At 52.6% G+C, this 14,558-nt stretch carries 12 protein-coding genes; all 12 read left to right on the top strand.

The features are described 5' to 3' along the window. Positions 1 to 342: 342 nt before the first annotated feature. From tssL to ACRQ84_RS01135, 12 genes are read left to right on the top strand one after another with little or no spacing between them, the layout of a single operon-like run. Positions 343 to 999, top strand: a complete 657-nt coding sequence (gene tssL / locus ACRQ84_RS01190) for a type VI secretion system protein TssL, short form (RefSeq protein ID WP_483816969.1) — start codon at positions 343 to 345, stop codon at positions 997 to 999. A gap of 38 nt (positions 1,000 to 1,037) precedes the next feature. Next, positions 1,038 to 3,422, top strand: coding sequence for a type VI secretion system Vgr family protein (locus tag ACRQ84_RS01185; RefSeq protein ID WP_483816968.1), 2,385 nt, complete (start codon positions 1,038 to 1,040; stop codon positions 3,420 to 3,422). Between the two features lie 2 nt (positions 3,423 to 3,424). Then, on the top strand, positions 3,425 to 4,168 hold the full coding sequence (locus tag ACRQ84_RS01180) for a toxin Tle1 chaperone Tla1 (RefSeq protein WP_483816967.1): 744 nt from the start codon (positions 3,425 to 3,427) through the stop codon (positions 4,166 to 4,168). A gap of 5 nt (positions 4,169 to 4,173) precedes the next feature. Next, on the top strand, positions 4,174 to 4,959 hold the full coding sequence (locus ACRQ84_RS01175; RefSeq protein ID WP_483816966.1) for a YceK/YidQ family lipoprotein: 786 nt from the start codon (positions 4,174 to 4,176) through the stop codon (positions 4,957 to 4,959). Beyond that, positions 4,956 to 5,480 (top strand): Tli1a family immunity protein, encoded by a 525-nt coding sequence (locus tag ACRQ84_RS01170; RefSeq protein WP_110865689.1) that lies wholly within the window; start codon positions 4,956 to 4,958, stop codon positions 5,478 to 5,480. The genes ACRQ84_RS01175 and ACRQ84_RS01170 overlap by 4 nt, the downstream gene beginning before the upstream one ends. After that, positions 5,465 to 7,774, top strand: a complete 2,310-nt coding sequence (locus ACRQ84_RS01165) for a T6SS phospholipase effector Tle1-like catalytic domain-containing protein (protein ID WP_483816965.1) — start codon at positions 5,465 to 5,467, stop codon at positions 7,772 to 7,774. The genes ACRQ84_RS01170 and ACRQ84_RS01165 overlap by 16 nt, the downstream gene beginning before the upstream one ends. After that, positions 7,771 to 8,034: a PAAR domain-containing protein gene (locus ACRQ84_RS01160; RefSeq protein WP_483816964.1), complete on the top strand. Its 264-nt coding sequence runs from the start codon at positions 7,771 to 7,773 to the stop codon at positions 8,032 to 8,034. Before ACRQ84_RS01165 ends, ACRQ84_RS01160 begins: the two co-directional genes overlap by 4 nt. Then, complete coding sequence (locus ACRQ84_RS01155; RefSeq protein ID WP_483816963.1) at positions 8,031 to 9,167, top strand: hypothetical protein; 1,137 nt, start codon at positions 8,031 to 8,033, stop codon at positions 9,165 to 9,167. Before ACRQ84_RS01160 ends, ACRQ84_RS01155 begins: the two co-directional genes overlap by 4 nt. Then, a complete protein-coding gene (locus ACRQ84_RS01150) occupies positions 9,148 to 12,483 on the top strand; it encodes an ImcF-related family protein (RefSeq protein ID WP_483816962.1) in 3,336 nt (1,111 codons plus the stop codon). Before ACRQ84_RS01155 ends, ACRQ84_RS01150 begins: the two co-directional genes overlap by 20 nt. After that, complete coding sequence (tssJ, locus tag ACRQ84_RS01145) at positions 12,480 to 13,001, top strand: type VI secretion system lipoprotein TssJ (RefSeq protein ID WP_483816961.1); 522 nt, start codon at positions 12,480 to 12,482, stop codon at positions 12,999 to 13,001. Before ACRQ84_RS01150 ends, tssJ begins: the two co-directional genes overlap by 4 nt. 29 nt (positions 13,002 to 13,030) lie before the next feature. Then, complete coding sequence (locus ACRQ84_RS01140; RefSeq protein ID WP_483816960.1) at positions 13,031 to 13,633, top strand: CDP-alcohol phosphatidyltransferase family protein; 603 nt, start codon at positions 13,031 to 13,033, stop codon at positions 13,631 to 13,633. Further along, the gene (locus ACRQ84_RS01135) at positions 13,626 to 14,555 is read left to right on the top strand and encodes a phosphatidate cytidylyltransferase (protein WP_137385335.1); all 930 of its coding nucleotides are present in this window, start codon (positions 13,626 to 13,628) and stop codon (positions 14,553 to 14,555) included. Before ACRQ84_RS01140 ends, ACRQ84_RS01135 begins: the two co-directional genes overlap by 8 nt. Positions 14,556 to 14,558: the final 3 nt, after the last annotated feature.

The following is a 14,558-nucleotide window of genomic DNA, read 5'->3' as shown; positions in this document are numbered from 1 at the left end:
CAGAACGCTACTGTTTTGTGGTTAGCGCTTCTAATTGAAAATCTAATTAAATCAAAGAATATAAGTAATTATCACCCGTAAAAAGATGACGTTAACGTTACTTTTAATAGGTTTGGTAAAACCAGCTCATAAATAGAACCTCATTCCAAAACTTGAAATTCAAGCTTGATAAATTATCACGCCATGTAATATCTTCATCACCACTGAAGTTTAAACATTGTGCAAAAGTTTCGCAGTCCAGCATTTTAACTGCTCTCATAATAAACATTGCCAATACACCCGATTTAATTTGTTATCGGATTAAGGGATTAATATTACTCAGTAGTTACCAGGATGGTGCTCATGACGTCTTCAGATCACAATATTACAGTCAGTACTCTTGACTCACTGATGCAGGAAACCTGGCTGCTGTCTCTCGCCATACGAAACGGGCAAACCATCACGATTGATGATGTGCTCTATCAGCGCTGTTTTACCCTAATTCAGCAGGTTCAGGATAAGCTCAACATCGCGGGTGTCACCCACGCTCTCCGCGAAGACATCATATTTGCGCATAGCGTATTTCTCGACGAATTGATCATGACGATCCCAGGTGCAGACATTTCCGTCTGGTGGAAACGCACGCCTCTACAGGGTTATTTTCTCGGCCACCTGAATGGCGGCGAGATCTTCTACGAACGCATCTGGAAGCTGCTGCACGAACCCGCGCCTGCGGAAGCCATCGTGGCCTGTTATTACCGCATGTTGCGCTTTGGCTATTGCGGAAAGTATCTGAATGAAGATAACGATGAGCGTATAAAGCTGATGCAGAAGCTAAAATTACTATTACCTGAGGAGGATGAATCCCCCAACAAATCGGTTTTTATTCAGAGCACCTCCTTTGAAACATCTTTCTGGCAACGCTCTCCCTGGCTTATTCGTAGCGGTGTGATGGTTACCATTATTATTGCCACATTCATCATGAACGGTTATCTGCAATATCTGACTGGCAAAGGGTAAACGCCAGACCAATACACATTTCAGGAAGGAATCTGTTAATGGGCAGAAAGGATTTTGTTCTCCAGAGTGGAAATACGCCGGTATACAACCATTATCAGCTCAGCATCCCTGCGCTGAAGAATCAGCACCCGGATATTCAGCTGTCGGTGCTGCGTTTCAGCGGTGAGGAGGCGTTAAATACGCCCTGGCGCTACGCGATTGAGATAACCAGTGCCACCCGCGATATCCCGGCAGATATTTTCATTAACAGCACGGCTCAGTTGCTGTTTTATCCCGACGGTCAACCCTGGCAAACGGTAGAGCCGCGCATTCTACGCGGCGTGATTACTGCTTTTCAGCAGTGTGAATCTTCCGCTGATGAAACGCGATATGTCGTGGTTCTGGAATCTCGCCTCGCACTGCTTAGAACGAGCCTGACGTATGGCGTTTATCAACACAAAAGCGTGCCGGGTGTGGTCGAAGACATTCTCAAACACTGGGCATTCTCTTCACTTGATTATCACTTCCTGTTGAGCACTCAGTATCCGGTACGCGATTTCTACATCTCTTACGCGGAAAGCGATCTTGCATTTATTGAGCGCCACCTCGCACATATTGGCGTGTTTTATTACTTCATCTGGGATGACGAAAATCACCGTGATGTGCTGGTGCTGGGTGATAGCTCGCAGGCCTACGCCACAGAAATGCGCATTGCATGTCGTCATCCGTCAGGCCTGTTTGATGGTGGTCAGGAGTCACTGTGGAAAATATCCGTCAACCATCAGTCAGTAGCAGCAAGCACAAAACTCAATGATGAGTATTACCGCCATACGCAGAATGACATGCAGGCCGAGGTTGAAACCGATCCCGATATACCGGCACTGACGGGAACGCTTTACCGCTACGGAGAGAACTATCAGGAACAAGGCAAAGAGTATCAAACACTGCCGGAACAGGGACAGTGGTTTGCCCGGCGTCGCCAGGAACGTCTGATCACCGAGCAAATCGTCTTTGACGGCATGACCAATGCCATAGACGTCCGGCCGGGCATGGTGCTCTCACCTCAGGGTAAAGCGTGGCCATACGCGCCGGATGGTCTGCTGGTGGTTTCAACTTCTTCAACCCGAATTTCGCGCGATACGGCCTACATGATCTGCTTTACCGCCGTACCGGTGCGCTCTCGCACGAGTTATCGCCCGCCGTTGAAAGCCAGGCCGCACATTGCGGGAACACTGCTGGCTCGTGTAACCAGCCCGGTCGATAATGCGCAGTATGCCGAACTTGATGAATATGGCCGATATCGGGTGCGATTCCAGTTCGATCTGAATGCGTCATGGCAATCCGGTTTTGAAAGTGTGCCAGTGCGGTTAGCGAAGCCCTATGCTGGGAATGTCTACGGCTGGCACTTCCCGCTGATAGCCGGAACGCAGGTCATGATTGCCTTTACCAACGGCGATCCGGACAGGCCCTATATCCTCTGCTCAATGCACGACTCGCGCCATGAAGACCCTGTTAATCTTTATAATTATCAACGTAATGTATTAAGAACACCGGCAAACAACAAACTCAGATTTGAGGACCGTCGGGGTTATGAGCATGTCAAACTCTCGACAGAGTATGGCGGTAAGAGCCAGCTATCGCTCGGCCATATCGTTGATAATGCCCGCAATAAGCGGGGTGAAGGTTTTGAACTGCGTACGGACAGCACGGGTACGCTGCGCGCGGGCAAAGGTCTGTTCCTTTCTGCAGATGCGCAAAGCAGCGCAACGGGTCAGGTGCTGGAGATGGCTTCGGCGGTAAGCCTTATCAAAGATGCGCTCAACCAGATTAGTGACTGGCAAACCCTCACGCAGTCACATCACAATCTCCAGCCAGATGCTACCCATCTCAAGGCTTATCTGACCGCAGTCGATCAACTGAAATCCCCGGCAATGCTGCTGAGCGCACCGGAAGGCATCGGTGCGGTTAGTCCCAAAAGTATCCTGCTTAACTCAGGCACCACTCTGCATCTGCAAAGCCAGAAAGAAACCAGTATTGCCAGTGGTAAACGTATCCAGGTTAACGCACGCCAGGCGATTTCTTTGCTATCTCAGCAGGAGGGAATCCGCATGGTGTCAGGCAGAGGACCACTGACGGTGGAATCCCACGCTGACACGCTGGGCCTGACGGCGATGAAAGATATCAGCGTGCAGACCGTTCAGGGTGAACTGCGGTTGACCGCGAAAAACGGCATCGTGCTGGGCTGCGGTGGCGCAACCATCAGGATTACGCCGCAGGGTGATATACAGATCCATTCACCGGGTAAAACCAGTATCCGTGGCGTTCATGCCTGGAATTCTCCCACCAGCGAAGAAACTCACTTGCCAGAGCTGCCTAAATCGGTGTGCAAAGCGTGCCTGAAAAAAGCGCAGGAAGCGGCGCTGGCTTTTGCGCCGAGGGGCTAGCGATGACGAATAAAAACAACGGCAAGGCATGGCTGCATCAGGCTGCTGACCTATGCAGAGCAGCCGGGCAGGATTATATCGATGTTCTGGTAGATCAGGCCGGTACCGCGCAGCCGCTGCAGCAGGCGCTAAACCAGATCGCTCCGCCATTGCGCTGGTTCGCGCTGTTTGAGGGAACGCCGGAAGCCGCAACAGCAGAGTATTCGCCGCTAGTAATGCGACTGCACTGGAACGCCAGCAGCCACCAGCGCTGGCTGGAACAACTGGTGGAGCACTTCTCCGGCTCGCCGCGCCTGACGTTACTGCTATCACCGCTGGCGTTCGATCTGCTGAGCAGCCATCTGCAAGCACTCTCTCAGGTTCACTGGGAAGAGCAAACCGGCTTACTTCGCTACTACGACAACCGCGTTTTTCCCTCTTTGCTGGAACATGTCCTAACCCCGGAACAACAGGCGGCGTTCACCGATATCGCGCTGTTCTGGAGCTGGCGAGATCGGGATGACGAGGTGGTGTGGAAAATAGGTACCTGGAACCCGGGTCGACAACTTGCTGATGCCCCGGAAATGAGCCGAATTAGCGATGCGCAGGTTGAACTGATGGGATGTATTAGTGATGCCGAGATGTTGATGAAGGAGCAAGCAACTTTGGTTCCCTCACGAGAGGAACACTTTGCGCAATGCCTGGAAATAGCTATTAAAGCAAGCCGGGCGGGATATATAGGCGATCTACTGGACTATAAGGAATAAAGCGAATGAAAAAATGGATATTTAGTACGCTGAGCAAACAGTTAATCTGCGCAATTTTGTTTGTGCAGCTAGCTGGATGCGGGACATTGATGCGCGGAGAAAGTAGCGAAAAAGTTTATCGCGGAGTTGATACCGATATACGCATTACCACTAATGCATTCATGTGGTTATTTACTGGTGGAATTTTACCCGTTTTCTCAATTATTTCGATGCCCTTTGATGCAGTGATCGATACACTTTTATTGCCTGTCGATCTAGCCATCAGCAATTCGCCTAAAGTTTATAAACAACCCGCGGAAAATTATGTCCCAGTTTTTGCCGTCAATATGACGGGTCAACCAGACGTTGATTATACTATTCGAAAAAAAAGCACTGGAGAAATACTTACTCAATCCCGAACTAGAATTATCCCTCAGGCTGGTAGCGCATCAGGAAAACTTAATAAAGCATCCCTGATGACAAAGGAGAATCCATCTATTCCTCCAGAATCTGTGACGATTAGCTGGGATGCTGGAACAAGGCTTCTACAAGCAGAGACGAAGGATATCAGCGACTTCACTGAATCATATACTCCCGATGAATCTCTGCTTAAAGCCGCAAGTATCATCGCAATATTTATGCCTTGCAATCGAGTCATGCTGGTTAATTATGAAGATGAATATTACAACTACGATTTCATTCATAAGCAAGCCATACAAGATGTTTTCCAGCAATTACAGTCATTGTCCGAGCGTTCTCAGTGTTCTGCTTCAGGACAGATAACGTTAATGATGGAAGGAGCCTGGAAATGAAAAAGAAAACATCCGATTGGTTGAATAAAGGATTGTTTTTTATCGTTGCTTCGATACTTTCAGGTTGCTCGCAGGCAAGCGTTGATGACGGCTATACCGCTGGCGATCTTCGTGCAGTAAACCATGTCGAGGGACAGGGTATAAATGGTTTTTCAGTGAATGGATACCACGTTCCAGGTCTAGGCGGGGGATATTGCTGCATCATGCTTCCTGAAAAGTGGACGCCTGATTTGAAAGCTAGGGTTGAATGGGAAGTTGACCCCAATCCTAATGTAATTTTACCTCCACTAGGAACGGATGAGTTCCGTAAAGCATACGAACAGCATAGAACAAAATATCAACAATACAGTGCCATCGTTAATATTCCGCAGTTTGGCAAGGAGCGCTGTGGCTTAACTGTGCACTTTCTGCCTTGTAATAAGGTGAAGGTCACAACTGTTTGTTCCGGGTATGGCACTGAGAATTATCCGATCAAGGAACCACTTAACATGAAGGAGCCACCGGCATGTCCCGTGAAATGAGCCTCGCGTTGCCTTGCTTTGCGCCCCCGGTTTTTCCTGATGCTGGACGCTTGCAACTTAGCGAAATGCAGATTAATGGCAATTACAAAAAGCAGATTCGCGAAGAAATTGATAACCGAGCCAGTCTTGCCGAAGATATCGGTAAGAAGGGCATCGTCCCTTGCTGTAGAAGCCTACATATCAGCTTATTTTTCGATGGGACGGGAAATAACGAAGAGAACGATACGCGTATTGCTAAACCGTCGCATCCTACCAATATCGCGAAGTTGTATCATGCGACATATCAAAATGCTGATGGTGAAGGCTATTTTCGCTATTACATTCCGGGTGTTGGCACCCCCTTCCCAAAAATTGGCGAAATGGATTACAGCAATGATGGTCTGGCTTTCGCCGCAGGTGGAGAAGATCGAATTAACTGGGCGTTGCTGAGATTAGTGGATGCTTTGACTTATGCCATCACCAAAGGAGCCAAACGCCTTGATGATGGATTAGCGAAGGGAATGCTGCCCAGCATGCAAGCTCGCGGAGCTTTTTCAGGCGAAGTGAACCGACGTAATGTGATCAATCCCTTGTTAAAGACGTTGGAAAGTCAGGCAGCCCAAACCCAGCAGCCCCATCTTCTGGGTATTAAGTTGTTTATCTATGGTTTTTCTCGCGGAGCTGCTGAAGCGCGGACCTTTGTAAACTGGTTAACCCAGTTACCCGATCCCAAGCTAAAGGGTGATCACCTGAAACTCGCTGGTTTACCCATCAGTATTGAGTTTCTGGGATTACTGGATACGGTGGCGTCTGTTGGAGCAGCTCACATGATGCCGGGTGCTGCAGGTCATATGGGCTGGGCGGATAATAGTCAACAATTACCTGATGAGCGTAAATTTCCTGGATTGATTAAGTGTTGTCGGCATTTTGTTGCCGCACACGAACAGCGCTTATGTTTCCCTCTTGACTCCGTTCGTCGTCCTGATGACAGTTACCCGGCCAACACTCAGGAAGTCATTTATCCCGGGATGCACTCGGATGTTGGTGGCGGTTATCCTCCAGGGGATCAAGGGAAATCATGTAATGGCACTGGCGAATTATTATCGCAAATTGTTCTTCACGATATATATGTTGCGGCATTTGAGGCGGGTGCACCATTAGCAGTTTTACCTAAAAGTATTTCTGCACTAATAAAAGACGTTTCACCGTCAAGAGCTATGTCTCCTGAATCACAAGGAGAATTCGACTTCAGTAAAACGCTGGTGAGACGCTTCAACATCTGGCGTCAAACCCTGCTCAGTACAACTCTGCAAGGGAGCAAAGAGGCGGGAGATACATCAGAAGGCTATCGCGCCTATCAACTTTCTCAGACACTTGAAAGTGCGCTGATCGATCAGATTGGCTGGATCACCGCGTGGCGCATTGGCCGCTACGCTCACGGCAGTATGCTTCCTCAGGGCGATGATTTTGCCAACAGTTTCTTTAACAAAGCACCCCAGCTAACTCCTGAAGGACTTAAAAAAGAAGCGGATGACCATAAAGCAGCGGTAAAAGCGCTTGACTCACGGCGAGCAGAAGCCCAAAAGAGCCGCTTGCCACTGGACGAAAGTTTACAGGGCAAACCCGATCTGGATCCCACCAATTCACAATATCAGCTTCGCGAAGCTGCCCGTGAATTTCAGCATGATTATAAAGATTGGGGGCGGGATATTAATGGAAACTGGTGGGATAAAACCAAACAAATTGCATTGGATGTAATACCGAAACATGCCGTATTTCTGATCAACGGTGATGATGAAAAAGCGGAATACGAGCAGATGAAAGCAGATGGCGATCGTCGTTATCCGAAATTGTTTATCGACAAGCTGGGCACCGGTATTCGTACTCAACCGCGTGCTGACTTGTTAGCCCTTTACGATGAACAAATTCACGATTCCCGCGCCTGGTTTATGCAAAGTGCACTGGCTGGACGTGAACCCTGGGGCGGTTATTTCCGCTATCGCATGCTTTACTGCGGCAACCAGACCAATAAAAACCTTCGCCTGATTTCTGTCGAAGGCAAAGTTATCAACGCCGCGCCAACCTCTAATAACGTCATCTATTTTATCGAGCCAAAAACCGCTTATAGCAATGTGACTTATAAAGTGAAGGATATGGCGACCGGTGTGGTTCAAACACTCACTCCACCAAGGGCAACCACCCACCCAGGCACTGCAGTTGCCTTGGCTCGCACCAGTGTGGTGAGCGAGCAGCACCAGGCCATGATGACCTCTGCCATCGATATGCTGAAATCATCGGGAGCGCGAGTGGTATGACACTTAAAAAACTGGTGCGCGTTGGCGATACGCTCAAACCTCACGGTGGTGAAGTACTCAGCGGAAGCTTTAACGCATTTGGCAAGCCGGTGGCCTGCGTCAATGACAAAGCGAAATGCAACGAGCACGGCATGACCACCATCATTCAGGGAGCAACCAACAGCACCGTAAACGGTAAAGCGGTGGCGCTCGATGGGCATAAATGCGCCTGTGGTTGCACGCTGGTCAGTTCCCTGCCGGATATGGATGTCTGCGGATGAACCAACCGCCGGTTTATGCCGATTACGCCACCATTTATCCGGTCCGCTGGCGGCGCTGGTGGGTGGCGTTGCCCGTGCTGCTGTTTATATCAGCGATGACAACCATGCTGTTGTGGCCGGAGGGAAAGCCGACCCGTTCGCTGCTTTTCTGGTTCTGCGCGCTGGTCTTGCCGCTGCTGTGCTGGTTGCTGGCGGTGACGCTGCGCTGGCTGGTATGGCTGCAATCTACCGATAATAGCCGCACGCATTATGCAGAAATCTCGCTGGCGCTGGATGCCTGGTGGCGAAAGCGCAGCCGGGCCTTGCCAGTTGAAGCCGTGTTGCTGGTTACGCCAGCCGGAGAAGACGCATCCGAACATCTGGCGCTGTTGTCGCACCCAGCAGACGCCCCACAACCGGGCATCACTGCGCAAGGTTATGCTGCGTTGCGTTGCCCACGGGTGCTTAACAGCGGCCGCAGTCGTCCTGTGATGCTGGCGGCTTATCTCGCCAATCGCCTGGTGACGCATCTTCGTCAGTCAGGTGATGCACGCCCAATCACCCATCTCTGTTGGCTGGGTGATGACCAAAGTCTGCTCGCCTTTCGCGAAACGCTACTGGCAGCGGGCATGACGTTGCCAGAGGAAACCCTTCGACTCAGTGCAATTGATGGCGCAGATAGCGTTATCGACCTTTTCGCCAATACAGCTCCGGCTTTGCTGCTGTGTTCCGGAAGCGGCGAAGGATTGGCTGATTGCACCCCGGTTGCCGGGGAAGCGGCCTTTGCCTGGCTCTGCTCGGCGCAGGGGACTGCGCTGATGCATCGCTCGGAGTGCTGGCAACCGGCGTTGGGTGAAACGGCCACTCTGGCCGTCGCACAGCTTTCCCGTTATGCCGGATTAAGTGATATGCCGGATACGGTGATCGCGGCAGATGCCCCCTCCATGGAAGCATTGCTGGAGGGCGGCTGGTCCGCGCTGGATCACGTACTTGCCCCATGGCTCGGCCATGCCGGGCAAATCACACCGTTTACGTTACGGTCGCTGGCGCTGCTCTCGGCGTTCAACGGCCAGTCCTGCGGCTGGATCGCCGCAGAAATGGAATCTCAATACATTACAGGAGTTTGTATTCCCCGTGGAAACCTCCCGCACTAATATCCGGCACTCGTTGTTCTGGCTGGTTTGTGGCTATTTGCTAGCCGTAACCCTGCTGGTGCTGACTGGCGCAGGGCTCTATTACTTCGCAGGCAGCAGCATTGATCTGCCGGAAGCTCTGCCGCGCCAGATTGCTTTCTGGTCATTGATGGTCTGGCTGGCGCTGGTGTGGTTCTGTCCACTGTTTATTCTCGCCTGGCGCGGGCTGGTGCGACTCAACGCGCGTGAAGCAACAGGCGCAACTGATTCGCAGAAAAAGCGCCCTGCCGAAAATCAGTGGGTGCAGGAGATCATTACCCAGATGCGCTACCAGTATCGGTGGCGCTGGCGCAGCCGGGTACGCATTCTGCTGGTGGTCGGCGATGAGCATCTGGTTGAACGGAGTATTCCCGGCCTGACAACTCAACACTGGCTTGAGGGGCATCATACCTTGCTGCTCTGGCACGGCAGTCCGCAGGAAGATCCGCTACCCCCGCAGCTGCGGGCGTTACGCAAAATTCGCCGCCAGCTGGCCGATGCGGTGGTGTGGGTAGTGAACGCAGAAGCGGAAATGACCCAGGATGTGCTGGATACCACGGCTCGCCAGATGCAGAAGCGCTACAACCTGTTGGGCCAGGATATCCCGCTGTGGCTGTGGGAGATTCACGCGCCCTCTCTGCATAGCGCCCCCGCGCAGGGGATCGGATTTACCATTGCGCAAAGTGATAGTGCGCACGATTACCGTCAGTCACTGGATGATCTTGAGCACCAGTTGGTTGAGCGCGGCATGCAGCAGATTGAGCAAAATCGCCAGCACAGTTTTTTACTGGAACTGGCGCACGTGCTGCGCAGCGGTGGCGCGGATCGCCTGACACGAACCTTGTTACAGCTCTCCACAGGTGCAAGAGCGCTGCCGCTGGCGGGAGTCGTGCTCAGCCAGCCGGAGACCACCGGAAGCGCTTCATTGCGAAATGCTTGGCAGCCGGGAAAAGCCTGGCGGGATTTACTGGCGCTACGCTGGCGCAGGCCGCTAACTAACGGTGCCTCATGGCGGAAAACGGTGCTGACGCTCTGCTCCTGCCTGCTGGTGATGTGGATGGCCTGCCTGGTGTTTTCCTGGATTGCCAATATGCGTCTTATACAGGCAGATCAGCACCTTGCCGTCACCGCAACAGATTCCCGTCAGCCGCTGCAGCAGCAGCTTTCAGCCTTGCGCGAGTTGCAGAAAGAGATCGATCGTCTGCAGCATCGTCAGCAATATGGTGCGCCCTGGTATATGCGTTTTGGGCTCAGCCAGAATGACGCACTGTTGGATTCGCTGTGGCAACAATGGCAGCAGGCGGCTATGCCGCTGCTGCGTGATGCCTCCGTCAAGCGCCTGACTACGCTAATGAGCGGCTGGCGTAACCTGCCGCCCGATAGCCCGCTGCGGGCTGATGAGGCCAAAAGCATGTATGACCTGCTGAAAGCGTACCTGATGCTGGCACATCCCGAACAATCCGATCCGGCGTTTTTCAGCGCCACGGTAATGAAAGTCTGGCAACAGCGTGATGGCATTCCGGACGCAAGCTGGCGCAACAATGGCGGCGCTATGCTGGCCTTTATGATGACGAATCTGCCTGCGCACCCAGAGTGGCAGTTACAACCGGATATGCAACTGGTCAGCAGTATGCGCTCAGCGCTGCTGCGCCAGATTGGTGCCAGCCATGCGGAGACCTCGCGCTATCAGCAGCTCATCGAGCAGGTGTCCCATGATTATGCTGATATGACGCTCAGTGAGATGGTCAGCGGCACCGACAGCAGCAGGTTGTTCAATACCGATGAAACCGTGCCCGGCGTCTTTACCCGTAAAGCGTGGGAAGAGGCAGTAGAGCCTGCGATTGAGCAAGTGGCGAAAGTGCGTCGCGATGAAATTGACTGGGTGCTGAGTGATAACAAAACGGCCAGCAATAATGATGTCTCTGCGGAAACGCTGAAAGCGCGGCTGACAGATCGCTATTTCTCCGATTACGCCGGAGCCTGGCTGAAATTCCTCAACAGCCTGCAATGGCAGCGGGCGGAGAGCCTGTCAGAATCGATTGAACAGTTAACCCTGCTGGCCGACATACGCCAGTCACCACTGATTGCACTGATGAACACGCTGAATGTGCAAGGCCGGACGGGGCAAACTGGCGGTAATCTTACCGATTCGCTGGTGAGCTCGGCAAAGAACCTGCTCAGCAGTGACAAAACCCAGGCCATCGCCAGACCACAAGGTGCACGTGGCCCAATGGATGACGCCTTTGGACCCTTGCTGGCGCTAACCGATACCGGCGCAGCGGCTAAAGATAGCCTCAGCCTGCCAACCTTCCTGACGCGTATTACCCGTGTTCGTCTGCGGCTGCAGCAGGTCACCAACGCGCCGGATCCGCAGGCCATGATGCAGTCGTTAGCATTGACGGTGTTTCAGGGCAAAGCCGTTGATCTCACTGACACCCGCGATTACGGCAGTCTGATTGCTGCCAGCCTCGGACAGGAGTGGAGCGGGTTTGGTCAGGCGATATTTGTCGAGCCGATGGTGCAGGCGTGGGAGCAAGTGCTCAGCCCCACCGCTGAAAGCATTAACAGTCAATGGCAGAACGATATTGTAACGCCGTGGGATCAATCGTTTGCCGACCGCTATCCGTTTGCTAACCGACAAAGCGACGTCTCCTTACCGCATTTAGCGCAGTTTATGCGTACCGACACCGGACGTATCGCGCAGTTCGTTAACAGTCGCCTCGCTGGCCTTCTGCGGCTCGAAGGCGATCGCTGGGTGCCGGATGCCATGAACAGCCAGGGACAGACGTTCGATCCTGCTTTTCTGAATGCGCTGAATAAACTGACGCACATCGCTAATACCGCATTTGTCCGGGGAGATGTAGAGCTGCACTTTCAGATGATGGCAAAACCTTCCCGCGACGTGGTGGAATCGGAGCTGACGGTGGATCGCCAGAAGCTGCAATATTTTAACCAGGAAGAGAGTTGGCAAACGCTGAACTGGCCTGACAACCGCTGGCAACCGCAAACCACGCTGACCTGGCGCAGCACTCATACCGGAACCCGCATTTATGCCGATCACCCTGGAAGCTGGGGCCTGATCCGCCTGCTGGATAAAGCCCGCATCACCAATCTGGGGAACAACATCTATCGTGTTACCTGGCCGACGCCAGACGGGCTGGCACTCAACTATCAGATACGTACGGAGCTCGGCAGTGGCCCGCTAGCGCTACTCGAATTGCGCGGCTTCCGCATGCCAGCGCGGATATTTATTTCCGCTACGCAAAATGAAGATGCGTATCAGGGAGGTGAACAATGAAAGTTCGCTTCGCTCATGTGTTGCTGATTTTGCTGTCGCCAACGTTGCTGAGCAGTTGTGGAGCGTGGCAAAAAACCAAACAGGGAACAGCAAGCATTGCTGATGCCGTGTTTTATCGCCAGGTCAACACCCTGCACCTGACCTTCACTGCACGCATGGCGATTAATCAGGACGATGCCCAGCAGTCGATGCCTCTGCGCCTGAATATTTTGCAGCTCAGCACGCGTCAACGTTTCGATAATGCCGAATACAGCAGCCTGCTGACACAGCCAGATTGGGTGCTGAAAGAGAGCCTGGTGGCGCAGCGGCAGCTCAGCGTCATGTCGGGACAAAGCGTCAGCCTGGATATGCCAATGGAGAAGCAGGCGCAGTTTGTCGCAGTCGTGGGCTTGTTCCGCCAACCGGACCGGGAGCGCGGTACATGGAAACGGGTGCTGAGCCGTGAGGAGCTTGATGCGGATTCACCACGCACGATTGAAGTAAGGGATAACACCCTGAATTTGGAATTATTGAAGTAACTATTCAATTTAACGGCAGGAGCCACAAAGTGACGCTATACGATATAAAACCGAAGTTTCAGCATTTATTAAGACCGCTGGTCGTCAAGTTACATGCGCAGGGTATCACCGCCAACCAGGTAACCTTGTTTGCCATGCTCACTTCTGCAGTACTGGGCGCATTGTTGATGCGTTTCCCCGATCCACGCTTTTTTATCACCCTGCCCGTTTTCCTGTTTTTCCGCATGGCGCTAAACGCCATTGATGGCATGTTAGCCAGGGAATTCCATCAGCAATCCACCCTCGGGGCAATCCTCAACGAAGTGGGTGACATAATCTCCGACGCCGCACTCTACCTCGCTTTTGCCTTTGTTACTGGCATCTCTGCCTGGTGGGTTGTGCTGGTCGTGCTGCTTTCCTGGCTGAGCGAATTTTGCGGTGTGATGTGCCAGACGCTGAACGGCATCCGAAGCTACCGTGGCCCGTTAGGCAAAAGTGACCGCGCATTTATCTTTGGTGCTCTCGGCCTGGTGATTGCGCTGTGGCCGCAGTCTATCGGCTACGCTAACGCAGTGTTTGTCCTTGCCACCCTGTTGCTGTGCTGGACCTGCCTGAATCGCTGCCGCAATGCGATGGAGGTGAAAAATGGCTGACTCCAGACACCTGCTTTATTACTGCCTGGGCGGTATCTTCGGTGTTCTCATGCTGGCGACGCTGATTATTTTTGTGCTGAGAAAGTGCCGCCCACAACGCAACTGGCTGGAATTGCAGCAGCGCGTTAATAGCTGGTGGGTGATTATCTGCCTGTTCTCGTTAGCAATGCTGTCGCCGAAGTGGCTGGCGCTGACCTTTTTCGGCTTTATCAGCTTCCTGTCGTTAAAAGAGTATCTGACGTTAGCACCCACGCGGCGTTCTGACAGTATGCCGCTGCTGTGGATGTATGCCGCTATCCCGGTGCAATATCTCTGGACCGGCATGGCCTGGTACGGCATGTTCATCATTTTTATCCCGGTTTACGTCTTCCTGTTCCTGCCCGCTCGCATGGTGATTGCCGGTGATACCAAAGGTTTTCTGCACTCTGCGTCGGTAATGCACTGGGGCATGATGACCACCGTGTTCGCTCTGAGCCACGTGGCCTACCTGATGACTTTACCCGGTGCCGACGCCAGCGCCGGTGCGCTGCTGGTGTTCTTCCTCGTTGCGCTGACTGAGTTGAATGATATTGCCCAGTATCTGTGGGGAAAATCGCTGGGCAGGATTCGCGTGACGCCCAACGTCAGCCCGAATAAGACGCTGGCCGGTTTGCTGGGTGGCATCTTTACCACCATGTTGCTGGCCGTGATTCTTGGTCCACTGCTGACACCGATGAGCTTTCTCCACTCGCTGGGTGCTGGGTTGATTATTGGTGCAAGCGGCTTTTGCGGCGATGTTGTGATGTCGGCGATCAAGCGCGATTTTGGTGTGAAGGATTCCGGCAAATTGCTGCCCGGACACGGTGGCATTTTGGATCGACTCGATTCACTCATCTACACCGCGCCGCTGTTCTTCCACTTCTATTACTACTTCTACGTGTAGGAG

The organism is Pantoea sp. E2023-21 (assembly GCF_051302795.1).
Lineage (GTDB): Bacteria > Pseudomonadota > Gammaproteobacteria > Enterobacterales > Enterobacteriaceae > Pantoea > Pantoea ludwigii_A.
Note: the sequence above shows the minus strand (reverse complement) of the source record. Positions and strands in the feature narration are given on the sequence as shown.

Bases quoted from the DNA above. Each gene is read 5' to 3' on its own strand.
- ACRQ84_RS01155 (WP_483816963.1), top strand. From the start codon at position 8,031: ATGAACCAACCGCCGGTTTATGCCGATTACGCCACCATTTATCCGGTC.
- ACRQ84_RS01160 (WP_483816964.1), top strand. From the start codon at position 7,771: ATGACACTTAAAAAACTGGTGCGCGTTGGCGATACGCTCAAACCTCAC.
- ACRQ84_RS01170 (WP_110865689.1), top strand. From the start codon at position 4,956: ATGAAAAAGAAAACATCCGATTGGTTGAATAAAGGATTGTTTTTTATC.
- ACRQ84_RS01185 (WP_483816968.1), top strand. From the start codon at position 1,038: ATGGGCAGAAAGGATTTTGTTCTCCAGAGTGGAAATACGCCGGTATAC.
- ACRQ84_RS01175 (WP_483816966.1), top strand. From the start codon at position 4,174: ATGAAAAAATGGATATTTAGTACGCTGAGCAAACAGTTAATCTGCGCA.
- ACRQ84_RS01180 (WP_483816967.1), top strand. From the start codon at position 3,425: ATGACGAATAAAAACAACGGCAAGGCATGGCTGCATCAGGCTGCTGAC.
- tssL (WP_483816969.1), top strand. From the start codon at position 343: ATGACGTCTTCAGATCACAATATTACAGTCAGTACTCTTGACTCACTG.
- tssJ (WP_483816961.1), top strand. From the start codon at position 12,480: ATGAAAGTTCGCTTCGCTCATGTGTTGCTGATTTTGCTGTCGCCAACG.
- ACRQ84_RS01165 (WP_483816965.1), top strand. From the start codon at position 5,465: ATGTCCCGTGAAATGAGCCTCGCGTTGCCTTGCTTTGCGCCCCCGGTT.
- ACRQ84_RS01135 (WP_137385335.1), top strand. From the start codon at position 13,626: ATGGCTGACTCCAGACACCTGCTTTATTACTGCCTGGGCGGTATCTTC.